This window comes from Hydrogenophaga sp., from assembly GCF_048549895.1.
Taxonomy (GTDB): domain Bacteria; phylum Pseudomonadota; class Gammaproteobacteria; order Burkholderiales; family Burkholderiaceae_C; genus Hydrogenophaga.
Window position 1 is genome coordinate 1 of sequence record NZ_JBLYYB010000077.1, and the last position, 25,124, is coordinate 25,124.

The window sequence follows — 25,124 nt, forward strand, 5'->3', positions numbered from 1 at the left end:
GGCGCGCCAAGCGCGGCTATTTGGCCAGCCAGATGTACCTGGGCGACGGGCCGCGCGTCAACAACGAGACCATCGAGTCATGAGCGCCGGCCCCATGAAACAGATGGCGCTGGACATCGGCCTGGCGCCTGTGCCTACCTTGTCCAACTTCGTGCCCGCCGGCAACGAAGCCGCGCTGGAGCACCTCAAGCTCTGGACCCACAACCCGCTGCGCTCGCCCGTGCCCACCTTTGTGTGGGGAGAGAGCGGCAGCGGCAAGACGCACCTGTTACGCGCGGTGCGCGAAAGCTTGCGCGAGCACGGCAGCCGGGTCGGCTGGATCGACGTGGACACCCTGGACCCGCCCGAGTTTGATGAGCACTGGGACGCGGTGCTGCTGGACGACTGCCACCTCTACACCGCCACCCAGCAGGCGGCGGCTTTCAATTGGTTTGTGAACGCACAGAACCCGGCGCACGGCCCGGCGCGCTGGGTGCTGGCCGCAGCCAACTGCCCGCCGGCCGATTTGCGCCTGCGCGAAGACCTGCGCACCCGCCTGGGGTGGGGCCATGTGTTCCAGCTGCACGCACTGGGCGAAACCGAGCGCCGCGGCGTGCTGCGTCGCGCCGCCGACGACCGGGGTGTGTTCCTCAGCGACGAGGTGATGGACTTCATGTTGCGCCGTTTCTCGCGTGACCTCTCCAGCCTCATGCTGCTGCTGGACCAGCTCGACGCCTACGCCCTGCGCACCCAGCGCGCCATCACCATCCCCCTGATCAAATCCATGCTGGAAGACGAATGAGACTGGCGCTTTTTGACCTTGACCACACCCTGATCCCGTTCGATTCCGATTACGCCTGGGGTGAATTCACCGTGAAACTGGGCTGGCGCGACGCCACCCACTTCGCCCAGGCCAACGACGGGTTTTACGCCGACTACAAGGCCGGCACGCTGGACATCCACCGCTATGTGCGCTTTGCCATCGAAGCCGTGCGCGAACGTGGTTTGAAGACCGCACGCGAGGCGCACGAACGCTTCATGGCCGAGGTGGTGCAGCCGGGCTTGAAAGACGCTGCGCTGTCGCTGGTGCGCGCGCACCAGGCGGCGGGCGACACGGTCGTGATCGTCACTGCCACCAACGAATTCGTCACCCGCCCGATCGCCAAAGCCTTCGGTGTGGACGAACTGATCGCCATCGACCTGGCCACCGACGAGCACGGTGAGCCTACCGGTGAAATCCGGGGCACGCCTTCGTTTCGCGAGGGCAAGGTCGCCCGTGTGGAACAATGGCTGGCCGCGCGGGGCCTGTCATGGGCCGGCGTGCAGCACAGCACCTTCTACAGCGACTCCATGAACGACATGCCGCTGCTGGAAAAAGTGCACGAGCCCGTGGCCACCAATCCGGACGCCCGGCTCCAAGCCATTGCCCTGGAACGGGGCTGGCGCATATTGAACCTATTCGAATGATCAAGAAATTCATTGACAGGCTGCTCGGCAAATCGCCGGCTGCCCCCGCGCGCCGCGCCAGCCCGTTCGGCAAGCGCGAAGACGTGCCGGTCTCGGTGCACGGCATCGACCTCAAGCTGGTGGACCAGCGAGCACTCGACGTGGTGCACACCCTCAAACAAGCCGGCTTCGACGCCTACATCGTGGGTGGCGCGGTGCGCGACCTGCTGCTGGGCCTGCGACCGAAAGACTTCGACGTGGCCACCAGCGCCACGCCCGAGCAGGTCAAGGGCCTGTTCCGCCGCGCTTTCATCATTGGCAGGCGCTTTCGCATCGTGCACGTGATCTACGGCCGCGGCCGAGAACACGAAATGATCGAGGTCTCGACTTTCCGCGCGTATCTGGACAGCGCCGACGCCGAGCAGGTGGCCGGCAACGAGCGCACCAGCAAGGGCGAACTCGCCGGCATGAAACACGCGGTGGACGCCAGCGGCCGTGTGCTGCGCGACAACGTGTGGGGCCCGATCGAGCACGACGCCGCGCGCCGCGACTTCAGCATCAACGCCATGTACTACGACCCCGAGTCGCAGACCGTGGTCGATTTCCACCACGGCATTCGCGACGCGAAAAAGAAGACGCTGCGCATGATTGGTGACGCCGCCACGCGCTACCGCGAAGACCCGGTGCGCATCATCCGCGCCGTGCGTTTTGCCGCCAAGCTCAGTGGCCTGGGTTTCACGTTTGACGCCAAGACGCTGGAGCCGCTGGCGTCCTCGCGCAAGCTGCTGCTGGACGTTCCGCAAAGCCGCCTGTTCGATGAGATGCTCAAGCTGCTGCAGACCGGCCACGCGCTGGCGAGCGTGGCCCAGCTCAAGGCCGTGGGCCTGGACACCGGCATCTACCCGCTGCTCGACGTGGTGGTGCAGCGCGCCGACGACGATTTTGTGAAGCTCGCCCTGCAGGACACCGACCGCCGCGTCGGCGAAGGCAAACCGGTCGCGCCGAGCTTTTTGTTGGCCTGCGTGCTGTGGGCCGACGTGCGCAAAGGCTGGAGCCAGCGCCTGAACGCCCGCCCGGGCCAGCGCCCGCCGCCGCCGTTTGCCGCCCTGCAGGACGCGGTGGACGAAGCGTTTGATGCGTGCATCGGCGACGTGTCGGGCCGCGGCAAGCTGGGTGCGGACATGCGCGAGATCTGGATGATGCAGCCCCGCTTCGACAAGCGCGTCGGCACCTCGCCTTTCAGCCTGGTGGACCAGGCGCGGTTTCGCGCCGGCTTCGATTTCCTGCGCCTGCGCGCGCAGGTCGGCGAAGTGGAAGAAGAGCTGGCCCACTGGTGGGAAACCTTCAGCATGGCCAGCGACGACATGCGCGAAGACATGGTGGACGCGCAGCGCCGCGACAACCTGGCCAAGCCCGGTGCCGGCAAAGCACGGCGCGTGAAGCGCAGCGACGACGACCATCCGGCGAACGCCGGTGCATCGAGCGAAGCGCTCGCACCCGATCCACGTTTCCGCGCGGCCGATGCTGGCAATGACGATCGGGATGGCGACGACGCTGGTGAGTCCGACGAGGGCGCCGAGTCGAACTCGCCCACCGACGGTTCGGCCCCGGCCAAGAAGCGCCGCCGCCGTCGCCGCAAGCCCGGTGGTGCCGCCGCCGGTGGCGAGTCCGGCGGACCGGTCTGAACGCTCTGGCCGTGGATCGTTCTGACGTCACGGCCTTCGTCGCGCTGGGCGCCAACCTCGGCGATGCTGCTCAGGCGCTGCGCGACGCCTTGAAGGCCTTGGACGACACGCCGGGCCTGCGCGTCGTGCGTGCTTCCGGCCTGTACCGCACCGCACCAGTCCAGTCTACCGGGCCTGACTACGTCAACGCCGTGGCCGAGGTCTCGACCACCCTCACCGCGCCCGCTCTGCTGGACGCCTTGCAGGCCATTGAACAACAGGCTGGCCGCGAACGCCCGTACCGCAACGCGCCGCGAACGCTCGATCTGGATCTCTTGCTGTTTGGCGGCGCGCGCATCGAGTCACCCCGCTTGGCGGTGCCGCACCCGCGCATGGCCCAACGTGCGTTTGTGCTGGTGCCGCTGGCCGAGATCGCGCCAGCGCTGGTCAGCACCGGGCAGCTGGCCGCCGTGGCCGACCAAGCGATCGAAACCCTTTAAGGCGCGAGCCGCTCGCGCAACCAGCCGCCCTCGGCCTGCGCCGTGTAACGCAGCCGGTCGTGCAGGCGGCTTTTGCGCCCCTGCCAGAACTCCCAGCGCTCGGGCTTGAGGCGGTAGCCGCCCCAGTGCGGTGGGCGCGGAGGTTGCAGCAGGAACTGCGCGCCGTACTTCGCGGCGTTGGTCACCAGCACCGTGCGGCCTTCGATGACCTGGCTTTGTGGGCTGGCCCAGGCGCCGATGCGGCTGTCGAGTGGGCGGCTGTGGAAGTAGTCGTCGCTCTCGGCGTCGCTCACTTTTTCCACCACGCCTTCGATGCGCACCACGCGTTCCAGCTCGACCCAGTGAAACTGCAGCGCGGCAAACGGGTTGCCGGCGAGCTCCTGGCCCTTGCGGCTGGCGTAGTTGGTGTACCAGACGATGCCGCGTTCATCGAAACCCTTGATCAGCACCACGCGCGTGCTCGGGCGCAGATCAGAACCCACCGTGGCCACCGTCATGGCGTTGGGTTCGGGCACCTCGCTGCTGATGGCTTCTTGCAGCCATTTCGAGAACTGCAGGAGGGGGTCGGCGTGGGAGGCGGACTCGCTGAGTTCGGCCTTCTCATAGCTCTTGCGCAGGTCGGCGATGTTCATGATTTCAGTATAGGAGTGGGGCGCTTGCCGGGTCTTGCGGCAGGTCAATCTGTGCCGTCGACCAACTGCAGCAACTTGCCCAGCGCGCGGTCGTGAATGCCGTGGTGCAAGAGGCCGTGGAAGGTCTGGCGCGCGTAGTCCAGCGTGGTGCCGTAGCGCCCGCACGACCGGCTGAAGATGTCGCGGTAACGCTCCTCGCTCAGCGTGCCGGTGTGGCTGGGGCTGCGGCGCGAGAGCGTGAAGGCCAGCGCGTGCACCGGGCCTAGGTCGGTCTGGCAGGTCAGCCATTTGGGGTCGTACACCGGGTTGGGCATTTCGCGCGCCCACAGCAGAGGCATCAGGGCTTCCACCTCGTCGTGCGGCACGCGCAATGCGAGCCCTGTGCAGCTGCCGCCCGGCATGAGCGCGAACACCAGGCCGGGACATTCGAAGGTGCCCCGGTTGACGCGGCTCCACATCTCCAGGCAGCGATGGTGGCCGTGCACGCGTGCCAGTCGCTGCTCGGCGGCGGTGAATTCGGGGCGCCACACCAACGAGGCGTAGGCGAACACCCAGAGGTCGGGGCGAGGCCCTTGCGAGCGCCATTGCGCCAGCGTGTCGGCCATCATCTGCGCGCCGTTGCGTTGGGCCGGGTCCCAGGTGGTGGGGCGCACCGTGCGAGGTGCAGGCGGGTGTGAAGAGGAGGAGGGGGCCATTTACAATCCCGCAGCGCCCGAAGGGCTGCGCTGCTGTGAGAGCTTGGCGCGCTGAGCCCGGGAGGTCGATGAACTGACAACCATTTTCACGGAGTGTTTCCCATGTCTTCCCAAGATAACGAAGTTGAGTACCGCGTGGTCGCGGTGCTGCTGGTGGCGGTGATTGTGCTGGTGACCGGCTTCGCCGTGGGCCTGGGCATCCACAAATCCCGCGGTGGCGCGCCCACCACCCAGATGGCAGCGCCGGCCGCCGCGCCTGCGGTGGCTGCCGCGATGAGCGACGACGCCAGCGTGGTGGTGGAAAACGGCGTGGTGAAGTTTTACTTTGCCTCGGGCAAGGCCGATCTGGCCGCCGGCGCGCTGGTGGCCCTGGGCGATGCGATCGCTGCGGCCAAGGCCGGCAAACGCCTGGTGCTCTCGGGCTTTCACGACGCCACCGGCGACCCGGCCTTCAACGCCGAGCTGGCCAAGAAGCGTGCGCTGGCCGTGCGCGATGCGCTGGTGGGCGCGGGCGTGGCCGAGAGCAGCATGGAGCTGAAGAAGCCCGAGCAGACCACCGGCACCGGCAACGACGCCGAAGCACGCCGTGTGGAAGTGATGATCGCCGGCTGAGCCCGCGCATCACCCCCGCACAAGCCCGGTTCGCCGGGTTTTTTTTCGCCTGGCTTCAGCGCGCAGGCGCTTCGAACACCAGGCAGGTGGTGGTGGCGTGTGCGTAGAGCTTGCCGTCGGCGCCGACGATGCGGGCTTCGGCGGTGGCGAGCTGGCGGCCCGCGTGCAACACGGTGCCGATGGCGCGCAGCGGACCGCTTTTGTGGGACGCAGCGCGCACGATGTTCACGCCCAACTCTGCCGTGGTGTATCCACGGCCCACCGGCAGCGTGGTGTGCACCGCGCAGCCCAGCGCCGAGTCGAGCAGGGTGGCGTACCAGCCGCCGTGCACGCTGCCCAGCGGGTTGTAGTGTTTGAGCTGGGGTTGGCCCTGGAACACCGCGCGGCCTTCGCCCACTTCGACCAGCGAGAAGTCCAGCGTGTGGGCGATGTGGGGGTAGGGCAGTCGGCCGTCGAGCATGGCCTGCATCTGCTGCAGGCCGGTGAGCCCCGCGATGTCGGCCGGGTTGGCCAGGCCCACGCCGGCGCCATTCTTCATGCGCTCGACGATGGCGTCGTACTGCTGCATCCAGAGTGCCTGGGTTTCTTCGGTGGTCATGTGGATTCCATGTTGTTTGCAGATGCAATGATTGTAGATACAATTGAATAATGAGCTCTGACACCCATGCGTCAGCCCCGACCCCGGTGGGCTGCACCAACTTCAAGCTGCGCCAGCTCACCCGGCGCGTGACCCAGCATTACGACCAGCACCTCGCGGGCTCGGGGCTGAAGATCACCCAGTACTCGTTGCTCACCCACGTGGACAAGCTCGGCCCCTTGGCGCCCGGCGAGCTGGCCCGGCGCATGGACATGGGCGCCTCCACCCTCACGCGCAACCTGCAGCCGCTGGTGGCCGCTGGCTGGCTGGCCATGGGCGAAGGCGCCGATGCGCGCAGCCGCCTGGTGCACATCACCGAGGCCGGGTGCGAGACGCGTCGCCAGGCGCAGCGCCGCTGGAAGGCCGCACAACTCGCGCTCAACGACAAGCTCGGCGCGGCCACCGTGGCGGCGCTGCACGACCTGCTCGATCAAGGGCTGGCCGCATTCCATGAGGAAGACAACCATGAAGACTGATGCCCACAAACACGCCGTGTGGTGGCTGGTGCTGCTGGCGGCCGCCGGCACCTTCGCACTCACCATGGGCACGCGCCAGACCATGGGGTTTTTCCTCTCGCCGCTGAACACCGCCACCGGCCTGGGTGTGGGCAGCATCAGCCTGGCGTTCGCCTTCGGCCAGCTGTGGTGGGGGCTCACGCAGCCGTTCGCCGGCGCTGTGGCCGACCGCATCGGCGCCGGGCGCGTGCTGCTCGCCGGTGTGCTGCTGGTGGCGCTGGGCACCTACATCACGCCGCTCATGACGAGCACCTGGGGCCTGATCCTGGCCATCGGCGTGCTCTCGGCCGGTGGTGCCGGCATGGCCGGGCCCTCGGTGCTGATGGCCGCCACCACGCGCCTCATGCCGGCCGAGCGGCGCGGCATGGCCACCGGCATCGTGAACGCGGGCGGGTCGTTTGGTCAGTTCGTGATGGCCCCACTGGCCGCCGCGCTCACGCTCGGCCTGGGCTGGGCGGGCGCGATGCAGGCACTCGCGCTGATCGTGTTGCTGGCGCTGCCGGCGGCCTGGGTGCTGCGTGGGCCAGGTCCGGCGGCTGCCGCAGGGGCCGCGCCGGCGCCAGTGTCGCTGCCGGCGGGCGAGGCCATCCGCAAGGCACTGGCCAACCCGAGTTACCTGTTGCTCTCGGCCGGCTTCTTTGTCTGTGGTTTCCACGTGGCTTTTCTGGCCACGCACCTGCCCGGTGTGGTGGCCGCGCCGGTGGGTGCCTGGGCGCTGGGCATCATCGGGCTGTTCAACATCATCGGCAGCCTGGCCATGGGCTGGGCCGTGGGCCGCTGGCGCATGAAGTCGCTGCTCTCGCTGGTGTACGCCACGCGCGCGGTGGCCGTGTTGATCTTCCTGCTCGCGCCCAAGACCGAGGCGGTGATGCTCACGTTTGCCGCGGTGATGGGCCTCACGTTCCTGTCCACCGTGCCGCCCACGGTGGGGCTGGTCGCCAAGTTCTTCGGCACCGGCAACATGGCCATGCTGTTCGGCCTGGTGATGCTGTCGCACCAGATCGGTGGTTTCCTCGGTGCGTGGCTGGGTGGCCAGGTGTTCGAAGCCACCGGCAACTACGACTGGATCTGGTACATCGACATCGTGCTCGCAGTGGGTGCGGCGCTGATCCACCTGCCGATCCGCGAGGCGGTGGTGGTGCGGCCCCGGCCGGCCTGAGCTCAGCGCACCCAGCCGCCTTCGATGAGCGCCTGCTCTTCGGCCTCGTCCAGCGGCTGACCCCGTGCACGGTCACGCAGGAAGGCGTCGGCCCGGTCGTGTTGCTGGTCGCTGGCGGTCTGGTAGCGCGCTTCACCGCCGGATGCCTCACGCTCCTCGGCCACGAGCAGTTCGAGTTGCCAGTCGCCTTGCGCGTCGCGGCAGGCAATGCCCAGCTCGTCCCGCGTGCCGCGTGGGCTGCTGCGGTTGAACTCGCGGCAGTGTCCGCCACCCGCCTGTTCGAAGCTGGCCAGAATTTCCACCGCACCGCCCGCCGTGCGCAGCACACGCCCGCTGGGTGAGACCTCCAGCGCCAGGGCCAGCGCCTCGTCGGTCACCGGTGCACCTTCACGCAGCGCCCAGCGCGCATCGCCCGCCGGCGCCAGCAGTTGCCAGCCGATCACCACACCCAGGCCCAGCACCGCCACCGAGGCCAGCGCGGGCCAGGCGCGCAGACCCGAATCCAGACCGAGCCAGGCCAGCAGACCGCGGGTGCGAGACGAGCTTGCGCGCGCGGACGTGGCCCGAGCGCGCGGATCGGGCGCGCGCCAGATCGCGGCAATCAGCGGTGGTGGCACCGGTTCCAGCAACACCGCATCGAATGCGCGGCGCGCGAGTTCGCTGCTGTCGGCCAGCGCCTGCAGGCGCGTGCGCAGGGCTTGGTCGTGTTGCAGGGCCTGCTCCAGCGGGCCGTAGTCAGGGTCGGGCAACTGTCCGTCCAGGTAGGCGATCAGGGTGTCGTCGTTGAATGTCATCTCAGGCTCCTTGCCTTCCGAGCGCGTCGGCCAGTCTGATGCGGGCGCGCGAGAGCCGGCTCATCACGGTGCCCATGGGGATGTCGAGTGCCAGCGCGGCCTCCTGGTACGACAGGCCATCCACCGTGACCAGCATCAGCACCGCACGCTGGTCGTCGGGCAATTGCGCCAGGGCAGCGCGCACCGCGCGCAGGTCGCTGCGCCGCTCCACCACCTGGCGCCCGTCTTCGCCTTCGATGTCGGGCAGCGCGTCGGTGTCGGTGTCGGTCTTCTGGCGTTGCCGGGTGCGGTAGTCGTCGAGCCAGGTGGTCTGCACGATGCGGAACATCCAGCTCGCCAGGCTCGTGTCGGCCTGGTACTGGTGCCAGCGTTCCAGCGCTTTCAGGCAGGCGGTCTGCACCAGATCGTCGGCCATGTGGCCGTCGTGCGTGAGCCCGCTGGCGAAACGGCGCAAGCGGGGCAGCAGGCTGATGATCTGGGCGCGGGGGTCGGTGTGGGACATGGTGGCTTGGGGTGACAACGCCGGGCTGCCGGCTTTATTCCCGTGTTGGTGGAATAAATGCCCGGTGCCTGCGTTGTCAGGCCGCCAACCCCACGGCTGTGGGATTGGCGGCCATGTTTTAACCTGTGTCCCTGTTTTGCACACGCCGCCCACACCATGCCCTTGACGTCCAACCACCCGCCCCGGCGGCGCACCCACCGGGGCTGGCGCGTGCTCGCGCTGCTGGTGCTGCTGCACGCGCTGCCACCGATGGGCGTGGCCTGGCTGGATGGCAGCCCGCTGCTGAGTCAGGCCCGTGCAGATGACGGCGACGGGGGTGACGGCGGCGATGGTGGGGGCAGCAGCGGCGGTGGCTCATCCTCGGGCGGTGACGCTGGCGGTCGGGACATCGACCCTGGACCGCGCGAGCCCGAGCTGCCGGTGCAGGCCGACCGCTTCAGGGCCGACGAACTGATCGCGCTCAACCCCAGCCCGGCGGCGCTGCAACGGGTGGGGCAGTGGGGCGCGCGCGTGGTGGAGACCAGCGTGCAAACCGGTCTGGGCATGCGCGTGGTGCGCCTGCGTCTGCCGCCCGGCATTGACGCGCGCTCGGCACTGGCGGTGGCCAATGAACGCGACCCGGGCGTCTTCGACCTGCACCACCTCTACCAGCTGGCCCAGGCCGACGACGGTGGATGCGTGGGCGCGAGCTGCGAACCCATGCAGCGCATGGACTGGCCCGCGCGCAGTGCCACCTGCGGCCGCGAACAAATCATCGGCATGGTGGACTCGGGTGTGGACACCCGGATGTCCGCATTGCAAGGTGCCGACCTGCGCGTGCGCCGCTTTGTGGCCGATGAGCGCGAGGCCGGGGACACCACCCACGGCACCGCAGTGGCCACGATCCTGGTCGGCCAGCCCGGCACCGCGTTGCCCGGGCTGTTGCCCCGGGCCCGGCTGCGCGCGGCGGAGCCGTTTGTGCGCCTGCCGTCGGGCACGCTGGCCGCCGACGCGGTGGGCCTGGTCAAGAGCCTCGAATGGCTGGTGGCCGAGCGTGCGCAGGTGATCGGCATGAGCCTCACCGGCCCGGAGAACCTGGTGCTGGCCGCTGCCATCCAGCGCACCCAGGCGCGTGGCGTGCTGGTGGCGGCGGCGGTGGGCAACGCCGGACGCAACGCTCCGCCCGCCCACCCGGCCGCGCTCGACGGCGTGCTCGGTGTCACGGCGCTCTCAGGCGATGGCCGCATCTACTGGCGCGCCAGCCAGGGCGCCGCGGTGGACTTTGCGTTGCCCGGTGTGGAGTTGCCCACCGCCGACGGGGTGGACGCGGTGCGGTTGCGCAGCGGCACCTCCTACGCCGTTCCCTTCCTGGTGGCGCAACTGTCGCAATCGATGTTCGAGGGCGTGTTGTCGCGCGCCGACTGGCTTGATGGCCGCCGCGTGCCGGTGACCGATCTCGGTGCGGGTGGGCGCGATCCGGTGTTTGGCTGGGGCTTGCCCAGAGCGCCGGTGCGCTGCGGCTGACGCCGCTCAGGGCTGCAACTGCTGCAGCCGCTCCAGGGTGGCTGCAACCCGCGGTGCCGTGGCCAGCGAACCTGGCAGCGCGGCACCGAGCTGGCTCTGGCGCGGGCGCCCGCGCTCGTACCAGGTGCGGCGCACGTAGTGGCCCAGCGAAGGCGCGTAGTCCCAGGTGATGGTCTGCAGCTGCAAAAAGAAGTCTTGCCGGTAGGACTTGCAGCTCACATGGAAGGTCTCGAAATCGCCCGCCGGCACCTGACTCACCCGCACGTCGACCACCTCGCACTCCCAGCGCAACGGCGTCTGCACCGTGCGGTTGAAGGTCGTCAAGGTGGTGGTGCGCAACTCGTTGAAGGTCACCGTCTTGCCCACCGACAACGGCCACAGGTCGGCGGGCTGGCCGCTCAACTGGCTGGTGATGCGGCGATCGGGCAAGGTCTGCTCCAGCACCGGGGTGAAAAAATCGCGCCCGGTGCGCAGGCGTTGCCCGTCGGTGGTGGTCCAGGTCAGGGCTGTGGGGCTCACCGCGGCCACCCGGCGCACCGAGGCGGCACCAAACACATAGGTGTCGCCCACGCGCGCGGTGGGGCGGGGGGCCGGTGGCAACACCAGCGGCGGGGCCGCCACCGACGCGGCGGGCGTGAGTGCATTGATCGCGTCCTGCAGGCCACCCGAGGGCAGGTGCGAGCAGCCGGTGACCAAGGTCGGGGCGATGAAGGCCAGGGTGAGCGGGCGCATGTCAGCGCTTGTCGCGGGCTTGCTGGCGGTACCAGCCGTCACCGGCGCTGGTGGCGCGCAGGATGCGCTGGCGCTCGGCCGCTTCCTGCTGCGTTTCGGCGCGCACCTCGCCAGCGATGTCCATCGCATCGCGCCGGAACGGAATCACCTGCACCAGCGGCGTGCCTTTCTCCAGCGTGTACAGGCCGTCGGCGGCGATGGCAAAAAACGGTAAATGGATCAGCGCGGTGTACTCGTCGGTGTCGACCACGCCGGCCGCGATCTCCACCACGCCGTTGGGCTGGTTCATCGGCGGAATGAACAGGCAGCTCCAACCCTTGGGCGTGCGGATGGTCCAGTGGTTGTGGAACTTGTTGGGCGGGCGCGGCTGCATCGGGTGGCCGGCGATCTGGTACGGATGGTGGTTGCTCACCATGGTGCGGTCGAAGTCCCAGCCGGTGTTCACCGTCTGGCCGTTGTCCAGCACCTCGATGCGCACCGTGGCCGCCAGCGGCAGGATCCAGCCGGTCATGAGCGCGTCCAGAAACGGCATGCAGCGCTTCACCGTGAGCGCGTTGTCGGTGGTGGAGAGGCGCTGTTTGTCCACCGGCGCCAGGCGCTTGAACCACTCGGGCATGGCCTCGCGCGCAGGCACCGGTGCTGCGATCACCCCCAGGTCTTCCGGGGCGCACAAAAATTCGATCTTCGGCTCGGGGGTGGCGGGAACGTCGGGCATGCGTGGAGGCCTTCTGCGTGGGGGAAACCGCAGGATAGCGCCTCAGCGGCTGCTGTTCGAACTGGAATTGGAAGACCGGTTGGCGCTGGAGTTGGTCGAGCTGTTGGACGAGCTGTTCGAGCTGCTGTTGGACGCGCGGTGCGTGGGTTGATTGGGCGTGAGACCCACGGCGCGCGCCGCGCGGTTCATGCCGTTTTCCCAACCTTTGAAGAAGCCGTGCACCGCGGTGTCCCCGCGCGGGGTGCCTCGGCTGCTGTTCGAACTGCTGTTGCTGGACGAATTGCTGCTGCTGTTGCTCGACGAGTTCGAGCTGGAGTTCGACGACGAGTTGGAGGAAGAGTTCGAAGACGAGTTCGAGCTGGAATTGGACGAGGAGTTGGATGATGAGTTGGAGCCTCGACCGAACCCGCCGCCGCCAAAGCCACCACCCGATGATGCGCTGCCGCCGCCCGATCCACTGGAGCCGCCGTTGGAGCTTCCGTTCGAACTGCTGTTGCCAGCGCTGATCTTCAGGGGGTCCAGACTGGCGAGCACGCCATGTGCGGCCTGCGTGAGTTCCTTCACCAGCGGCAGGCTCTGGGCCTGGGCGCCGTGGCTGCCCACCACGCTGGCCACGGCGGTCACGATGGCACCGATGTTGTTTTTCATGACAGTCCTTTGTTTCGTTCGGGGTTGAAGAAACCAGGCCAGCCGTCGTTTGCGCGGCCCGGGTCTGATGCGACAACGCAGGCCGGGTGCTGCCTATTCCGGGGCGAGAGGTAAGGGGGTGTAAACGCAGCCTTACCCTGCAGTCACAGCGGCACCGTGTAGTTCAGCGTCATGCGCCCGCCGTCCACGGTGACGATCTCGCCCGTGACGTAGCTGGCCGCGTCGCTGGCCAGCCAGGCCACCACATCGGCGATCTCGGCCGGCTCGCCCAGGCGCTTCATGGGCGTGCGGCTGAGGATCTTGTTTCTGGCCTCCTCGCTGGTGAGCACCGCGCGGGCCGCGAGTTCGGTGGCGATGGTGCCCGGCGCCACCGCGTTCACGCGGATGCCGTGCTCGGCCAGGGCCAGCGCCATCACGCGGGTGAGCTGGTTGATGCCGCCTTTGCTCACGTTGTAGCTGGCGATGTTCGGAATCGCGAGCACGCCGTTGACCGAGCTCATGTTGACGATGTTGCCGCCACCCTGGGCCGCCATCACCCGGGCCACCGCCTGGCCCATGAGGAACGAGCCCTTGAGGTTCACGCGCAGCACCTCGTCGAAGTCGTCTTCGCTCACGTCCAGAAAGTCGGCCGCCTTGAAGATGCCGGCGTTGTTCACGAGCACGTCGATGCGCCCGAAGGCGGCCACGGTCTTGGCCACCACCGCGTCCACATCGAGCTTGTCGCCCACGTCGCAGTGCATGTAGGTGGCGCCGAGTTCGCGAGCCAGCGCGCTGCCGGGAGCGTTGGCCACGTCGGCAATCACCAGCCTGGCTTCTTCGCGTGCGAAGCGGCGCGCGCAGGCCTCGCCGATGCCTTGTGCGCCACCGGTGACGATGACGACGCGGCCCTGGTGGCCGAAGTGGACGTTGGATGGGGTGGGGTTCATGGTCATCCGGCGATGGTAGGGGGAGGGGGCTTCGGGCAGGTGTCAGCAACTGCTGCAGGTGGCCATCGCGCTGTCCACACGGGCGCGGGTCTGCTCGATCAAATAGTCGAGAAACACCTCGGTGCGCCGCGGCATGAACTTGCGGCTGGGCAGCGCTGCGTACATGGTGAGGCGGTCGGTGATCCAGGGGTTGAGCACACGCACCAGGTCACCGTTCTGGATCAGCGGCGCGGCCAGCTCGACGGTGGTGGCGGTGATGCCCGCACCGTCGAGCGCGGCGTGCATCAGCGTGTCGGTGTGGTTGGCCCACAGCACTGGTTGCACTTCGATGTCGACGAAGCGCGTCTCGTCGGTTTCGTGCAACAGGCGCCAGGTGCGGCTGCGCCCGGCATCAGGCTTGAAGCGCAGGCAGTCGTGTTGCGCCAGGTCTTCGGGGCGCGCGGGCGTGCCCCGACGCCGCAGATAGTCGGGCGAGGCCAGCAGCACCGTGACGCTGGAGATGACTTTGCGGGCGATCACGTTGGCGTCGAACGAAGCCCGGGTGCCCATCAGCGTGATGTCGTGGTCCTCAATGGGCGGCTCGCGGTGCGACGCCACCTCGATGTCGAGCAGGATCTTGGGGTAGGCCTGCCGGAAACCGCTGACCAGCGGGGCCAGCACATGCGTGGCCAGCACCGGCGGCGCCAGCAGGCGCAGCACGCCCGCGAGTTCGCTGGTCTGTGAACTCACCAGGGCGTGCGCCTCGTCCAGGTCTTGCAGGATCACGCGCACCCGCTCCAGGTAGCTGTCGCCCGCATCGGTGAGTGAAACGCGCCGGGTCGTGCGGTGCAGCAGGCGCGTGCCCAGGTGGTCTTCGAGGTCGGCCACCAGCCGAGTGACCACGGCCGGCGACATGTCCATCGCCCGTCCGGCGGCGGCAAACCCGCCCTCGTCGATCACCTTCTGAAAAACGCGCATCGAGGCCAGTCGGTCCATGTAGAGCTTTCTTGAAAGGGTTTTCCCGGGTGAGAAAGCCTCGATTGTTGCTGAAAAAGAAATACAGCAACGATGACGGCGCTATTTTTTATCAGAATCAGAAACTTTACAGTTCAACCCATCGATGCATGCAAACCCTCCGCAGAGGCATCGAAGCCGGCCAGACCGCACAACGGACCGACCGGCATGTTCAACCCTCCCCAAGGAAACTGTCATGAAAAACCGCCTCTCTGTTGTTGCCATCGCCCTCTCCACCCTCGTTGCCGGCCACGCCCTGGCCGCCGATCCGTCGGTTGCCAAAACCCGCGAACAGGTTCGCGCCGAACTCGCCGAAGCCCAGCGCAACGGCACCCTGCTCGTCGATGGCGACCAGGGCCTGCGCGCCTACCCGGTCACGCCGCGCCCTGCGGCCCAAAAGACCGCCGAGAAGGCCGCTGAAAAGGCCGTCGTGGTGGGCAAGACCCGCGCAGAAGTGCTGCAAGAGCTGCGCGACGCACGCGCCAACGGCACCCTGATCGCCAACAGCGAAACCGGCGAAACCTACCGCGACATCGATCCCCGCAGCTACCCACCCCTGGGCCCGGTGCAGGCGGTGAACACGGGCAACGACGTGCGGGCCGTGGCGCCGTCGAAAGCGGCCGTGACCAACTGATCCTGCCTCCGGCAGGCTGAAAACGCCAACGCCCGGCTTCCTTCAGAGGGAGCCGGGCGTTGTGCTGTCGGGCCCGTGCTGTCTGGTACAACCGGGCACCTTTTCAGGAGCCTTCATGAACCCCTTCACCAAGGTCGTGCTGTTCACCGACACCGACGGTCGTGCCCGGTTCCGCGAGGAAGCCATCGACCTCACCGAAGGCACACCCGCTGCGCGCCTGTCGGCTGTGCTGCCCGCCAGCTGCCTGCAGTTGCGCCAGAGCCCGGTGGGGTTTCGCAGCGAGTTTCATTGCACCGGCGCGCCGCAGTGGTTGTTTGTGCTGAGCGGCCAGATGGAGATCGGGTTGCAGGACGGCAGTTCGCGCATCTTCGGCGCGGGCGAGCACTTTTATTCGGCCGACACCTTGCCTGCGGGCGCCACATTCGATGCCACCGTGCACGGCCACTGGAGCCGGCAGGTGGGTGACGAGCCGCTGGTCACTGCGTTCGTCAAGGTCTGAGGTTCACACCCCATCGGGCAGGCGCAGCCGGAGCAAGGCGCGCACAAAACCGTGGTCGCTGCGGCTGCGGTCGCGGCCTTCGAACAGGTGGTCGTTGAACACCTCCACCCGGCGCACATCGCCGATGGCACCGCGGCCACCGGCCACAAACTCCTCGCTCACCAGCACCTGGTCCAGCACCTCGGGGTAGCCTTGATGGATGTGTGAATAGGCCACGTCTCGGCGCAGCGCGGCTTCGCCCTGCACGTCCCACGCGCTGAACAGCGCGTTGTCGCGCGCACCCTTGTCGTAGGCCACCTGCGAGGTGGCGGCGATCAGCTGGGTGGTCACGCTGTGCGGACCGTCGTTGAGGTCGCCCATCAGCACCAGCGGCAAGCGCGTGCGGTGCAGCAGTTCCACCACCTTCAGGCGCAGCGCCAGCGCTTCGCTGGCGCGCATGATCAGCGACCGCATGGAACCCAGCGCTTGCACGCCGGGGTCGTCGGTGTCCTCGATCGTCTTGCCGCTGGCGTCTTCAAGGTACTTGGGCCGTTTGCTTTTCAGGTGCGCCGTGATCACGCACACCGGCTGGCCGTGTTTCATGCGCAGCGTGGCCACCAGCGGCGGACGCTCGAAGCGGGTGTGCGCGCCCAGGCCGGGCACCTGCACCACGGCCGCAGCGGGAAAGTTGACGATGGACTCGACCGACTCCAGCTTCAGGCGGGTGACGATGCCCACGCGCGGCGTGCCTTGTGCGCCGGCTTGCCCCGGGCCGTTCTCGGCGCCGGGCACCACCACCGAATTGTATTGCAGACCGCTGCGCGCCACCGCCGCGCGCAGGGCGAGTTCGTCCCACACCTCCTGCACAGCGATCACATCGGCATTGAGCGCCTTGAAGCGGTTGCCGAGCCACTCGACCTTGCGATCGAACTCGGTGTTGGTGTACGGGTCCTGACCGTCGTAGAAATGGCGCCCGGGTTGGGCCAGGTTGAGCACGTTGCAGGTGGCCACCATGAGCGTGGCCCAACGTGGCGACGCCCCGTTGCCGATGAAGGCAGACGGGGCGTCGGGAGCGGGGAGCGTGCGGTCGTTTTGCATGACCGCACTGTAGTTCAGCGACCCGTTCAGCGGATGCGGCCGTAGTTGGTGCGCAATGGGTCGGCGTTGCCACCACCACCACCGCCACCACCACCACCACCACCACGTGGGCCGCCTCGGCCACCGCCACCACCGCCGCCCTTGCCACCGCGGTTGCCGGTGCGCATGGCGTCGATGCTGGTGCGCAGCGGGTCGGGCTGGCCGCCCGGATTGGCCGCGCGTGGGCGTGGCTCTTTGATGCGCAGACTGCCCAGGTGGGCGTTGGGGCCGGGCTGGCGCTCGGCGCCGGGTTCGCGGTCTTCACGCGGGCCACGGTCTTCGCGCGGTGCGCGGTCCATGCGGTCGCCGCGATCGGCCTGCTGGCGCGGTGGGCGTGGACCCTGGCCACCATTGCCGCCACCGTTGCGTGGGCCGTTGTTGTGGCGTGGCTGGCCGTTGCCGCCACCGTTGCCGTTCGCGCGTTGACCGCCACCGTTGCCACCACCACGGCGGCCTTCGCCGCGCGGTCCGTCGATCTGGGCGCCGTCACCGGCCGGGCGCTGGCGCTGGCCACCACCGCCGCCGTTGCCACGGCCTTGTTGCGGCTCACCGGCTTTTTTCTCACGCACGCGCTGCATCATCTCCGTGCGCGCGGCCTTGGCGGCCGCAGCCATCACGTCGCGGCTCGGCGGCTTGCCGGCACCGCCCCAGATGGTCTGGCGGCCCATGGCGATGGGCTCGGCCTTCTCACCCGGCTCGGGCATGAACTCGGGGAACATCTGCACCGGAATGCGCTGCTTGGTGAAGCGCTCGATCTCCATCATGAAACCTTCTTCGTCCAGGCTCACGAGGTTCACCGCTTCACCGCTGTTGCCCGCACGGCCGGTGCGGCCGATGCGGTGCACGTAGTCTTCGCTGACGTTCGGGATTTCGTAGTTCACCACGTGCGGCAGCTCGTCGATGTCGATGCCGCGGGCTGCGATGTCGGTGGCCACCAGGGCGCGGATGTCGCCGCTCTTGAAGCCGGCCAGCGCCTGGGTGCGGGCACCCTGGCTCTTGTTGCCGTGCAGCGCCATCGCCTGGATGCCGTTTTTCGTGAGGAACTCGGCCACGTTGTTGGCGCCGAACTTGGTGCGGGTGAACACCAGCACCTGGCTCCAGTTGTGCTGGTTGATGATGTGCACGAGCAAGGCCTTCTTCTTGCCACGGCCCACCGGGTGGATCACCTGGGTGATGCGCTGCACGGTGGTGTTGCGCGGGGTCACCTGGATGTGCAGCGGGTCCTTGAGCAGGTTGCTCGCGAGGTCGCGGATCTCGTCGCTGAAGGTGGCGGAGAACAGCAGGCTCTGCTTTTCTTTCGGCACCAGCGCCAGGATCTTCTTCACGTCGTGGATGAAGCCCATGTCGAGCATGCGGTCGGCTTCATCGAGCACCAGCATCTGCACGCCGGAGAGGTCGAGGAAACCTTGTTGCTGCAGGTCGAGCAGGCGGCCGGGGGTGGCCACCAGCACGTCCACACCGCGCTTCATGGCGTTGATCTGCGGGTTCATGCCCACACCGCCGAAAACAACGGTGGAGGTCAGCGTGAGGTGCTTGCCGTAGACGCGCACCGACTCTTCAACTTGCGCGGCGAGTTCACGGGTGGGGGTGAGCACCAGCGCACGGATGGCCACGCCGCCGAAGCGGTTCTTGGCGCGCTCACCGTCGGCCAGGCGTTGCAGCAGGGGCAGGGTGAAGGCAGCGGTCTTGCCGGTGCCCGTCTGGGCGCCACCGAGCAGGTCGCGCCCGGCCAGCACGGCGGGAATCGCCTCGGCCTGGATGGGGGTGGGTGTTTCGTAGCCATGCTCACGCACGGCTTGCACGATGGCCGGGGCCAGATTCAGATCGTCAAAGGTCATTTTTTTGGAGGCGCCCGTCCAGGGCGCTGGGGGCATCGGCCACTCCGTGAGCCGCTTCGGTGTTGGAAGCGGCACCCGGCCAGTCTGGGGCAGATGGATTCAGGGGTTTGGTGCCACCAGTGGTTGGCGAGCACCCCAGCGAAAGGCTGGTGTTGAGCCAACTGAAGTGCCCAACGAGCCGTATTGTCGCATGCTGGGATAATTGGCGGTTTCGTGCCGACCCTCGGCGCAGATTTCCCAGGCACACAGCAATGGCTCAATACGTCTTTTCCATGAACAAGGTCGGCAAAATCGTGCCGCCCAAGCGTCAGATCCTCAAGGACATTTCGCTCTCCTTCTTCCCCGGCGCCAAGATCGGCGTGCTCGGCACCAACGGTTCGGGCAAGTCCACGCTGCTGAAGATCATGGCCGGCATCGACAAGGAAATCGAAGGCGAAGCCATCCCGATGCCGGGCATCCGCATCGGGTATCTGCCGCAGGAGCCACAGCTCGACCCCGAGCAGAGCGTGCGCGAAGCGGTTGAAAACAGCATGAGCGGCGTGCGCGCCGCGCAGAAGCGCCTGGAAGAGGTGTACGCCGCTTACGCCGAAGAAGACGCCGACTTCGACGCGCTGGCCGCCGAACAGGCGCAGCTGGAAGCCATCATCTCCACCTCGGGCACCGACGGTGAACACCAGCTCGAAATCGCGGCCGATGCCTTGCGTCTGCCCCCGTGGGACGCCAAGGTCGGCGTGCTCTCGGGTGGTGAAAAACGCCGCGTGGCGCTGTGCTGCATGCTGCTCTCCAAGCCCGACATGCTCTTGCTTGATGAGCCCACCAACCACCTGGACGCCGAGTCGGTGGACTGGCTGGAGCAGTTCTTGAAGCGCTTCCCCGGCACCGTGGTGGCCATCACCCACGACCGTTATTTCCTGGACAACGCAGCCGAGTGGATTCTCGAACTCGACCGCGGCCACGGCATTCCGTACAAGGGCAACTACTCGACCTGGCTGGAGCAGAAGGAAGCCCGCCTGGAGCAAGAGCAGCGCACCGAAGACGCGCGCACCAAGGCCATGAAGAAGGAACTGGAGTGGGTGCGCCAGAACCCCAAGGGCCGCCAGGCCAAGAGCAAGGCGCGCCTGGCGCGCTTTGAAGAGCTGAGCGATGTGGACTACCAGAAGCGCAACGAGACCACCGAGATCTTCATCCCCGTGGCCGAGCGCCTGGGCAACGAAGTGTTCGAGTTCAAGAACGTCAGCAAGTCCTTCGGCGACCGCCTGCTCATCGACAACCTGAGCTTCCAGATTCCGGCCGGTGCCATCGTCGGCATCATCGGCCCCAACGGCGCGGGCAAGTCCACGCTGTTCAAGCTGATCTCCGGCAAGGAGCAACCCGACAGCGGTGAAGTGAAGATCGGTCAGACCGTGCGCATGGCGGTGGTGGATCAGAGCCGCGATGGCCTGGCCGGCGAGAAGACCGTGTGGGAAGACATCTCCGGTGGCCTGGACATGATCACCGTGGGCAAGTTCCAGATGCCCAGCCGCGCCTACTGCGGCCGTTTCAACTTCTCCGGCGGCGACCAGCAAAAGCGCGTGGGCAGCCTTTCGGGCGGCGAACGCGGGCGCCTGCACCTGGCCAAGACCCTGGCCGAAGGCGGCAACGTGCTGCTGCTGGACGAACCCTCGAACGACCTGGACGTGGAAACCCTGCGCGCGCTGGAAGACGCGCTGCTGGAGTTCGCCGGTTGCGCACTCGTCATCAGCCACGACCGCTGGTTCCTGGACCGCATCGCCACGCACATCCTGGCCGCCGAAGGCGACAGCCAGTGGGTGTTCTTCAACGGCAACTACCAGGAATACGAAGCCGACAAGAAGAAGCGTCTGGGTGAAGAAGGTGCGAAGCCCAAGCGCATGCGCTTCAAAGCGCTGAAGTGATGCAGGACGTCGAAGCCGCCACGCGCCACTGGCTGGAAAAGGCCGTCATCGGCCTGAACCTGTGCCCGTTTGCTCGGGCCGTGTATGTCAAGAACCAGGTGCGCATCGTGGTGAGCACGGCGAGGCACCTGGATGCATTTCTGGACGACCTTGACCGCGAACTCACACTGCTGGTGAGCACACCGGCTGAGGCCATCGACACCACGCTGCTGGTGCACGCCACACTGTTCCCCGACTTCGAGGTCTTCAACGACTTCCTCAACGTGGTCGACGACGTGGTGGCCGAGCACGAGCTTGAAGGGGTGATCCAGGTCGCGCCGTTTCACCCGCTGTTCCAGTTCGAGGGCACCGAGCCCGACGACGTGACCAACTGCACCAACCGCGCGCCCTTTCCCACCCTGCACCTGTTGCGCGAAGAGAGCGTGGAGCGTGCGGTGGACACCGACGGTGGAGACGCCGACGCCATCGTCGAGCGCAACCTGCAGACCCTGCGCGATCTCGGTACCGAGGGTTGGCGCACCCTCATGTCTAAAGCTTGAACAGCGGGGACATCCGGTTTCTTTTTCCGGTTGTGTGGGGGGTGGCAGGTCGTCACAATGGTTCAGCCATTGAACCTTGGACTTTTGATTGAAGGAACCTGCCCGCATGGATGCCCATCTCCAGGCTTTTGACGCCTGCCTCAAAGAGGCCCTCGCGCAAACACGTGAGTGGGTGCCGCGCTGGCTGGACAGGTTGCACGGTGACCTCAAGGACAAAGAGTTGTCGGCCCGGCAGCTGGGCGACAAGCAGGTTTTCGTCGAGGCACGCACCGCGCTGGAATCCCACCGCGACCTGATCGCCACCCGGTTTCTCGCGGCGCTTGGCGATTCGGTGGGCAACGCCCTGCCAGGCACCGACGCGCAGCCGCGCCGGGCGAAGTCGGTGAGTTTCGACGAGCTCGAACTCATGGGTGACGACCAGGTGCAGGAGACGGTCGAGCTGGCCCGAGTACAGCAAATCGTCAACATGACGGTGGACCATGAAATCGTCGAGCTCACCGCCCGTCTGTGCACCGCGCAGGGCATGCTCAGCGTCAATGCCGATGCCAACCCCTTGCGCGCCGATGTGGTGGTCGGCGCCCTGATCAAGTCCCTCAAGGGTTTGAGCGTGGAGCCTGCCGTGCGCTCGCGCTGGCTGCAGACCGGTGCCATCTCCCTGGGCAACGAGTTGCAGGGCCTCTACACGCACCTCAGCACTCTGCTGGAGCGCATGGGTGTGGCGGCGGCGGGCTACAACGTGATTCAGGCGCCCGATGTCCGCACCGCCAGCGCCGAAGCTCCCACGGGCCGACGGGTCGGTGGCGCGCAGGAAGAGACCGGTCTGGGCGCCGATGCGCTGCTCACGCTCGACCACCTGCATCAGTTGCTGGTGGGCAACCTGGAGCAGCCAGGCGAAGACGCCCAGCGCGAGCCAGGCATCGCCGGCACGGGCAATGCCATGGTGCGCACGCTGGCCAGTGAAGTGGTCTCGCTCATGCTCAAACAGATCGCGGCCGACGAGCGCTTGCTGCAACCGGTGCGCGAGATGCTGCAGGACATGAAACCTGCGTTGCTGCAGGTGGCGCGCACCGAACCCCGCTTTTTTGCCGACCGGCAGAACCCCGCACGGCGCCTGCTGGACGCCATCACCGAGCACAGCCTCGCCTACACGAATGAGCAGGACCGTGGCTACGCCGGGTTCTCGCGCCAGGTGCGCAACATCATCGACGCGCTGCAAAAACCCGGTCCAGACCTCGCCGATCGTTTCCCGGGTCTGCTTCAGCACTTCAACCGCTCCCAGACCGAGGCCATGGCACCCGAGCAGGTGCAGGCGCGAGGCCTGGCCGTGAAGACACTGGTGCGGGTGGAGCAGCGCAACCTGCTGGCCGAGCGGGTGGCCGCCGAGTTCCGTTCCCGCAACGATTTCGCCCGCTCGCCTGGTGTGGTGCGGCGCTTTCTCACCGGTCCCTGGGCCCAGGTGGTGGCGCAGGCCCGGCTGGAAGTGTCCAACGCCACCGGCCTGGGCACCTCGGAGATGCCGGCGATGCGCTACACCGACATCCTGCCGGACCTGCTGTGGTCGAGCCAGCTTGCGCTGGCCAGCCTGAACCGCCCGCGCCTGGTGAAAATCATTCCCGGCGTTTTGCGCACCCTGCGCGAAGGACTGGATTCCATCGACTACCCCCGAGAGCAGGCCGAGGCGTTCTTCCAGGCATTGATGGGGCTGCACGAAGCCGCCTACAAGACGCAGCGCGCCGAGCCGCCGTCCGACAACATGCCCAGCGTGCAGTTTGAGGACGACCTGGAGCCCTGGATGCAACCCGCCGAGGCGCGTGACACCTGCTTCATGGACGACGTGTCGCCCGAATCCCAGCCCGACACCCAACCGTCGTTTGTGGACACCCAGCCCCTGCAGCGGGACTGGGTGGACCTCAAGGCTGAGATGGTGTCGCAGCCGCCGTCGCAGCTCAGCATCGGCACCTGGGTCGACATGTGGCAGGACGGGCAAGCCGTTCGTTGCCAGATCAGCTGGGCCAGCCCGCACGGCACGCTGTTTTTGTTTTCAGGCCCGCATGGCCGATCGCTCTCCATGACCCGCCGCGGGCTGGACCGCCTGATCGAGCAAGACAAGCTGCGGATCGTGGCGGACCACGGCGTGGTGGACGAAGCGCTTGATGAAGTGACGCGCCAGGCCTGGCTGAACAGCCTGAAGGCTGAAGGCATCTAGAAGGCCCCCACGCTCCCCCGCTGCGCGAGGTCCGCTGCCCCCCGAGGGGGTTGTTTTGCCTTGGGGCGGCCCGGCGGCAAAACGCCTCTAAACCTTTCTCAGCAGCTTCTTGCGCACCAGGTGGATGTTGTTGCGCAGTGCGTAGAGCTCGTCGGTGTACGACAGCGGCACCACCACCTTCTCCACCTTGGATTCCATGGCGTCGAGCTGTTCGACCAGTTCGGCGGCTTTGCCGGCGTCGGCTTCGAAACGTTGTTCCACGTCGCGCAGCTCGGCGTACCAGCGGAACACGCGTTTGCGGATGCGGAAGGTGTAGAGCGGGGGCACGATGCGCGAGAGCGGCAGGGCGAGTGCCAGGATCAGGCCCATGGCCAGCCACATGCGCTCGATCAGGTTGGCGAGCCAGAACGGCAGGTAGCGCTGCAGGAAGGGCGCGCCGTTCTGGATGGCGCGCGAGGCCTCGGGCGATATGGGCACTTCGCTGTGGGCCAGGCTGGGATATTCGCGCGCCTTGCTGAACCATCCCGAGCTGCCGTGCAGCCCGGTCGCCGTTTGCGCAAACAGCTGCAGGATGGCCGGGTGCGTGTCGCTGTGCGCCAGCAGGCTGGTGGTGGAGGCGACCAGCCGCACGTCGCGGGTGGGGATGTTGCGCGCGAGATCCACCACCCCTTGCGGCATGACCACCGGCGTGAGGTAAGCAAAGCGTCTTGAATACGCCTCGCTTTGCGCAAAGTCGAGCAGCTTCACGCCCGGGGTCTGCAGCAGCATCTGCACCATCAGCGACTCGGGGGCCGAGGCGAACACCACCGCGTCGAGCTCGCCGCCCAGAAACGCCACCGTGGCCGGGGTCTGCTCCAGTTCACTCAGGCGCAGTTGCTTTGGGTCCACGCGGTTGACGTCGAGCAGCGTGGAGAACAGGCGCGGCACACCGCTGCCGGCAGTGCCCACGTTGACGCGCCAGCCACTCAACTCGGCCAGGTTGCTGACCGTGGGTGATTTGCGCAGGCGCCTGGCCGAGTCTTCGCGGTAGAAGAGCCACAAGGGCTCGACGAACAGGCTGCCCAGCGAGGTGATGGTGTCTTCCTCGTCGTAGGCGATGTCGGCCGTGCCGCCCTGCACGAAGCCGAGGTCGGCGCGGCCGGTGCGCAGCAGTTCGAGGTTGGCCGACGAGCCTTCGGACGACAGCAGCTCCACCGTGATGCCGTAGCGCGCCAGCGACTCGGCGTAGCGTTTGCCGAACTCGGCGTAGGCACTTTGGTCGGGGCCGGTGGCCAGCACCACGCGCTGGGGTGGGTTGGGGTCGAGCCACCAGTAGGCCAGGCCCAGCAGGGCCACGGTGAGCAGGGCGAAGGGGCCGAATGACATGACCATCTCGCGCAGCGAGATGAGCGTGTAGCGCAGGGTCTGGGGCATGCCGGAACCTTAGCATGCCCCTTTGCAACCACCTGTTTCTCCCGGCCTTCGCGCCGGGTTCAGGGCGCTGCTTCGATGCTCGTCACGGTGTAGGCGCCATTGACCTGCTTGGCGGTGAAGCGCACCTTGTCGCCGGCCTTCACTTTGGTGAGCAGCGCCGGGTCGCTGACCTGGAACACCATGGTCATGGGCGGCATGTCCAGGTTCTTGATCTCACCGTGTTTGAGTGAGATCTTGCCGGCGGCCGTGTCCACCTTGCGCACCTCGCCCTCGGCCATGGGCAAGGCCTCTGCGGTGCCGGTGCGCTTGAAGCC

At 67.3% G+C, this 25,124-nt stretch carries 27 protein-coding genes; 13 read left to right on the top strand and 14 right to left on the bottom strand.

The features are described 5' to 3' along the window. Nucleotides 1-94 precede the first annotated feature (94 nt). The 4 genes from hda to folK are packed head-to-tail and all read left to right on the top strand — an operon-like array spanning nt 95 to nt 3,589. The gene (hda, locus tag ACN4F8_RS07670; protein WP_419473079.1) at nt 95-781 is read left to right on the top strand and encodes a DnaA regulatory inactivator Hda; all 687 of its coding nucleotides are present in this window, start codon (nt 95-97) and stop codon (nt 779-781) included. Beyond that, nucleotides 778-1,446, top strand: coding sequence for an HAD family hydrolase (locus ACN4F8_RS07675; protein ID WP_419473013.1), 669 nt, complete (start codon nt 778-780; stop codon nt 1,444-1,446). The genes hda and ACN4F8_RS07675 overlap by 4 nt, the downstream gene beginning before the upstream one ends. Further along, nucleotides 1,443-3,110 (top strand): polynucleotide adenylyltransferase PcnB, encoded by a 1,668-nt coding sequence (gene pcnB, locus ACN4F8_RS07680; protein WP_419473014.1) that lies wholly within the window; start codon nt 1,443-1,445, stop codon nt 3,108-3,110. Before ACN4F8_RS07675 ends, pcnB begins: the two co-directional genes overlap by 4 nt. A 5-nt stretch (nt 3,111-3,115) precedes the next feature. After that, complete coding sequence (gene folK, locus ACN4F8_RS07685; RefSeq protein WP_419473080.1) at nt 3,116-3,589, top strand: 2-amino-4-hydroxy-6-hydroxymethyldihydropteridine diphosphokinase; 474 nt, start codon at nt 3,116-3,118, stop codon at nt 3,587-3,589. On the opposite strand, the gene pdxH is transcribed toward folK, so the two are convergent. Both pdxH and ACN4F8_RS07695 read right to left on the bottom strand, forming a co-directional pair. Then, on the bottom strand, nt 3,586-4,221 hold the full coding sequence (gene pdxH / locus ACN4F8_RS07690; RefSeq protein ID WP_419473015.1) for a pyridoxamine 5'-phosphate oxidase: 636 nt from the start codon (nt 4,219-4,221) through the stop codon (nt 3,586-3,588). The two genes, folK and pdxH, sit on opposite strands and share 4 nt — an antisense overlap. A gap of 44 nt (nt 4,222-4,265) precedes the next feature. Then, nucleotides 4,266-4,829 (bottom strand): gamma-glutamylcyclotransferase, encoded by a 564-nt coding sequence (locus ACN4F8_RS07695; RefSeq protein WP_419473081.1) that lies wholly within the window; start codon nt 4,827-4,829, stop codon nt 4,266-4,268. Nucleotides 4,830-5,018: 189 nt separating this feature from the next. Between ACN4F8_RS07695 and ACN4F8_RS07700 the strand changes: the two genes are divergently transcribed. Then, complete coding sequence (locus ACN4F8_RS07700; protein WP_419473016.1) at nt 5,019-5,528, top strand: OmpA family protein; 510 nt, start codon at nt 5,019-5,021, stop codon at nt 5,526-5,528. 55 nt (nt 5,529-5,583) lie between these two features. On the opposite strand, the gene ACN4F8_RS07705 is transcribed toward ACN4F8_RS07700, so the two are convergent. After that, the gene (locus tag ACN4F8_RS07705; protein ID WP_419473017.1) at nt 5,584-6,126 is read right to left on the bottom strand and encodes a PaaI family thioesterase; all 543 of its coding nucleotides are present in this window, start codon (nt 6,124-6,126) and stop codon (nt 5,584-5,586) included. Nucleotides 6,127-6,176: 50 nt separating this feature from the next. Here ACN4F8_RS07705 and ACN4F8_RS07710 point away from each other — a divergent pair, with 50 nt between their 5' ends. Both ACN4F8_RS07710 and ACN4F8_RS07715 read left to right on the top strand, forming a co-directional pair. Beyond that, the gene (locus tag ACN4F8_RS07710; protein ID WP_419473018.1) at nt 6,177-6,641 is read left to right on the top strand and encodes a MarR family winged helix-turn-helix transcriptional regulator; all 465 of its coding nucleotides are present in this window, start codon (nt 6,177-6,179) and stop codon (nt 6,639-6,641) included. Further along, nucleotides 6,631-7,839, top strand: a complete 1,209-nt coding sequence (locus tag ACN4F8_RS07715; protein ID WP_419473019.1) for an MFS transporter — start codon at nt 6,631-6,633, stop codon at nt 7,837-7,839. The genes ACN4F8_RS07710 and ACN4F8_RS07715 overlap by 11 nt, the downstream gene beginning before the upstream one ends. 2 nt (nt 7,840-7,841) lie before the next feature. On the opposite strand, the gene ACN4F8_RS07720 is transcribed toward ACN4F8_RS07715, so the two are convergent. Continuing rightward, nucleotides 7,842-8,633: an anti-sigma factor family protein gene (locus ACN4F8_RS07720; RefSeq protein WP_419473020.1), complete on the bottom strand. Its 792-nt coding sequence runs from the start codon at nt 8,631-8,633 to the stop codon at nt 7,842-7,844. A gap of 1 nt (nt 8,634) precedes the next feature. Beyond that, on the bottom strand, nt 8,635-9,135 hold the full coding sequence (locus tag ACN4F8_RS07725; RefSeq protein WP_419473021.1) for an RNA polymerase sigma factor: 501 nt from the start codon (nt 9,133-9,135) through the stop codon (nt 8,635-8,637). 156 nt (nt 9,136-9,291) lie between these two features. Here ACN4F8_RS07725 and ACN4F8_RS07730 point away from each other — a divergent pair, with 156 nt between their 5' ends. Next, nucleotides 9,292-10,638 carry a S8 family serine peptidase gene (locus tag ACN4F8_RS07730; protein WP_419473022.1) on the top strand — a complete coding sequence of 449 codons (1,347 nt, stop codon included), beginning with the start codon at nt 9,292-9,294 and terminating at the stop codon, nt 10,636-10,638. Between the two features lie 6 nt (nt 10,639-10,644). Here ACN4F8_RS07730 and ACN4F8_RS07735 read toward each other — a convergent pair whose 3' ends face one another. From ACN4F8_RS07735 to ACN4F8_RS07755, 5 genes are all read right to left on the bottom strand, one after another. Further along, on the bottom strand, nt 10,645-11,370 hold the full coding sequence (locus tag ACN4F8_RS07735) for a hypothetical protein (RefSeq protein ID WP_419473023.1): 726 nt from the start codon (nt 11,368-11,370) through the stop codon (nt 10,645-10,647). Nucleotide 11,371: 1 nt separating this feature from the next. Beyond that, the gene (locus ACN4F8_RS07740) at nt 11,372-12,085 is read right to left on the bottom strand and encodes a DUF6065 family protein (protein WP_419473024.1); all 714 of its coding nucleotides are present in this window, start codon (nt 12,083-12,085) and stop codon (nt 11,372-11,374) included. A gap of 42 nt (nt 12,086-12,127) precedes the next feature. Continuing rightward, nucleotides 12,128-12,733 carry a hypothetical protein gene (locus tag ACN4F8_RS07745; protein ID WP_419473025.1) on the bottom strand — a complete coding sequence of 202 codons (606 nt, stop codon included), beginning with the start codon at nt 12,731-12,733 and terminating at the stop codon, nt 12,128-12,130. 143 nt (nt 12,734-12,876) lie between these two features. Then, the gene (locus ACN4F8_RS07750; RefSeq protein WP_419473082.1) at nt 12,877-13,659 is read right to left on the bottom strand and encodes an SDR family NAD(P)-dependent oxidoreductase; all 783 of its coding nucleotides are present in this window, start codon (nt 13,657-13,659) and stop codon (nt 12,877-12,879) included. A gap of 42 nt (nt 13,660-13,701) precedes the next feature. After that, a complete protein-coding gene (locus tag ACN4F8_RS07755; protein WP_419473026.1) occupies nt 13,702-14,634 on the bottom strand; it encodes a LysR family transcriptional regulator in 933 nt (310 codons plus the stop codon). 214 nt (nt 14,635-14,848) lie between these two features. Here ACN4F8_RS07755 and ACN4F8_RS07760 point away from each other — a divergent pair, with 214 nt between their 5' ends. Together ACN4F8_RS07760 and ACN4F8_RS07765 are read left to right on the top strand one after the other, a co-directional pair. Continuing rightward, nucleotides 14,849-15,286, top strand: a complete 438-nt coding sequence (locus ACN4F8_RS07760) for a DUF4148 domain-containing protein (protein ID WP_419473027.1) — start codon at nt 14,849-14,851, stop codon at nt 15,284-15,286. Between the two features lie 115 nt (nt 15,287-15,401). Then, a complete protein-coding gene (locus ACN4F8_RS07765; protein WP_419473028.1) occupies nt 15,402-15,785 on the top strand; it encodes a hypothetical protein in 384 nt (127 codons plus the stop codon). 3 nt (nt 15,786-15,788) lie between these two features. Here ACN4F8_RS07765 and ACN4F8_RS07770 read toward each other — a convergent pair whose 3' ends face one another. After that, the gene (locus ACN4F8_RS07770) at nt 15,789-16,778 is read right to left on the bottom strand and encodes an endonuclease/exonuclease/phosphatase family protein (RefSeq protein WP_419473083.1); all 990 of its coding nucleotides are present in this window, start codon (nt 16,776-16,778) and stop codon (nt 15,789-15,791) included. 110 nt (nt 16,779-16,888) lie between these two features. Beyond that, entirely contained in the window at nt 16,889-18,739 is a 1,851-nt protein-coding gene (locus ACN4F8_RS07775) for a DEAD/DEAH box helicase (RefSeq protein WP_419473084.1), read from the bottom strand. A gap of 251 nt (nt 18,740-18,990) precedes the next feature. On the opposite strand from ACN4F8_RS07775, the gene ettA reads away from it, so the two are divergent. From ettA to ACN4F8_RS07790, 3 genes are all read left to right on the top strand, one after another. After that, the gene (ettA, locus tag ACN4F8_RS07780; protein ID WP_419473029.1) at nt 18,991-20,652 is read left to right on the top strand and encodes an energy-dependent translational throttle protein EttA; all 1,662 of its coding nucleotides are present in this window, start codon (nt 18,991-18,993) and stop codon (nt 20,650-20,652) included. Beyond that, on the top strand, nt 20,652-21,191 hold the full coding sequence (locus ACN4F8_RS07785) for a DUF1415 domain-containing protein (RefSeq protein ID WP_419473030.1): 540 nt from the start codon (nt 20,652-20,654) through the stop codon (nt 21,189-21,191). The genes ettA and ACN4F8_RS07785 overlap by 1 nt, the downstream gene beginning before the upstream one ends. Before the next feature lie 106 nt (nt 21,192-21,297). Then, a complete protein-coding gene (locus ACN4F8_RS07790) occupies nt 21,298-23,397 on the top strand; it encodes a DUF1631 family protein (protein WP_419473031.1) in 2,100 nt (699 codons plus the stop codon). Between the two features lie 87 nt (nt 23,398-23,484). On the opposite strand, the gene ACN4F8_RS07795 is transcribed toward ACN4F8_RS07790, so the two are convergent. Both ACN4F8_RS07795 and ACN4F8_RS07800 read right to left on the bottom strand, forming a co-directional pair. Further along, the gene (locus tag ACN4F8_RS07795; RefSeq protein WP_419473032.1) at nt 23,485-24,810 is read right to left on the bottom strand and encodes a TAXI family TRAP transporter solute-binding subunit; all 1,326 of its coding nucleotides are present in this window, start codon (nt 24,808-24,810) and stop codon (nt 23,485-23,487) included. 59 nt (nt 24,811-24,869) lie between these two features. Beyond that, complete coding sequence (locus ACN4F8_RS07800) at nt 24,870-25,088, bottom strand: copper-binding protein (protein ID WP_419473085.1); 219 nt, start codon at nt 25,086-25,088, stop codon at nt 24,870-24,872. Nucleotides 25,089-25,124: the final 36 nt, after the last annotated feature.

Excerpts from the sequence above, each read along its gene's own strand:
- ACN4F8_RS07710 (WP_419473018.1), top strand. The coding sequence starts at position 6,177 with ATGAGCTCTGACACCCATGCGTCAGCCCCGACCCCGGTGGGCTGCACC.
- ACN4F8_RS07705 (WP_419473017.1), bottom strand. The coding sequence starts at position 6,126 with ATGACCACCGAAGAAACCCAGGCACTCTGGATGCAGCAGTACGACGCC.
- ACN4F8_RS07720 (WP_419473020.1), bottom strand. The coding sequence starts at position 8,633 with ATGACATTCAACGACGACACCCTGATCGCCTACCTGGACGGACAGTTG.
- ACN4F8_RS07800 (WP_419473085.1), bottom strand. The coding sequence starts at position 25,088 with ATGGCCGAGGGCGAGGTGCGCAAGGTGGACACGGCCGCCGGCAAGATC.
- ACN4F8_RS07725 (WP_419473021.1), bottom strand. The coding sequence starts at position 9,135 with ATGTCCCACACCGACCCCCGCGCCCAGATCATCAGCCTGCTGCCCCGC.
- ACN4F8_RS07730 (WP_419473022.1), top strand. The coding sequence starts at position 9,292 with ATGCCCTTGACGTCCAACCACCCGCCCCGGCGGCGCACCCACCGGGGC.
- ACN4F8_RS07790 (WP_419473031.1), top strand. The coding sequence starts at position 21,298 with ATGGATGCCCATCTCCAGGCTTTTGACGCCTGCCTCAAAGAGGCCCTC.
- ACN4F8_RS07735 (WP_419473023.1), bottom strand. The coding sequence starts at position 11,370 with ATGCGCCCGCTCACCCTGGCCTTCATCGCCCCGACCTTGGTCACCGGC.
- ACN4F8_RS07740 (WP_419473024.1), bottom strand. The coding sequence starts at position 12,085 with ATGCCCGACGTTCCCGCCACCCCCGAGCCGAAGATCGAATTTTTGTGC.
- ACN4F8_RS07775 (WP_419473084.1), bottom strand. The coding sequence starts at position 18,739 with ATGACCTTTGACGATCTGAATCTGGCCCCGGCCATCGTGCAAGCCGTG.
- pdxH (WP_419473015.1), bottom strand. The coding sequence starts at position 4,221 with ATGAACATCGCCGACCTGCGCAAGAGCTATGAGAAGGCCGAACTCAGC.
- ACN4F8_RS07675 (WP_419473013.1), top strand. The coding sequence starts at position 778 with ATGAGACTGGCGCTTTTTGACCTTGACCACACCCTGATCCCGTTCGAT.
- hda (WP_419473079.1), top strand. The coding sequence starts at position 95 with ATGAAACAGATGGCGCTGGACATCGGCCTGGCGCCTGTGCCTACCTTG.
- ACN4F8_RS07745 (WP_419473025.1), bottom strand. The coding sequence starts at position 12,733 with ATGAAAAACAACATCGGTGCCATCGTGACCGCCGTGGCCAGCGTGGTG.
- ACN4F8_RS07770 (WP_419473083.1), bottom strand. The coding sequence starts at position 16,778 with ATGGTGGCCACCTGCAACGTGCTCAACCTGGCCCAACCCGGGCGCCAT.
- ACN4F8_RS07765 (WP_419473028.1), top strand. The coding sequence starts at position 15,402 with ATGAACCCCTTCACCAAGGTCGTGCTGTTCACCGACACCGACGGTCGT.
- ACN4F8_RS07700 (WP_419473016.1), top strand. The coding sequence starts at position 5,019 with ATGTCTTCCCAAGATAACGAAGTTGAGTACCGCGTGGTCGCGGTGCTG.
- ACN4F8_RS07715 (WP_419473019.1), top strand. The coding sequence starts at position 6,631 with ATGAAGACTGATGCCCACAAACACGCCGTGTGGTGGCTGGTGCTGCTG.
- ettA (WP_419473029.1), top strand. The coding sequence starts at position 18,991 with ATGGCTCAATACGTCTTTTCCATGAACAAGGTCGGCAAAATCGTGCCG.
- ACN4F8_RS07760 (WP_419473027.1), top strand. The coding sequence starts at position 14,849 with ATGAAAAACCGCCTCTCTGTTGTTGCCATCGCCCTCTCCACCCTCGTT.
- ACN4F8_RS07750 (WP_419473082.1), bottom strand. The coding sequence starts at position 13,659 with ATGAACCCCACCCCATCCAACGTCCACTTCGGCCACCAGGGCCGCGTC.
- ACN4F8_RS07695 (WP_419473081.1), bottom strand. The coding sequence starts at position 4,829 with ATGATGGCCGACACGCTGGCGCAATGGCGCTCGCAAGGGCCTCGCCCC.
- ACN4F8_RS07755 (WP_419473026.1), bottom strand. The coding sequence starts at position 14,634 with ATGGACCGACTGGCCTCGATGCGCGTTTTTCAGAAGGTGATCGACGAG.
- pcnB (WP_419473014.1), top strand. The coding sequence starts at position 1,443 with ATGATCAAGAAATTCATTGACAGGCTGCTCGGCAAATCGCCGGCTGCC.
- ACN4F8_RS07785 (WP_419473030.1), top strand. The coding sequence starts at position 20,652 with ATGCAGGACGTCGAAGCCGCCACGCGCCACTGGCTGGAAAAGGCCGTC.
- ACN4F8_RS07795 (WP_419473032.1), bottom strand. The coding sequence starts at position 24,810 with ATGCCCCAGACCCTGCGCTACACGCTCATCTCGCTGCGCGAGATGGTC.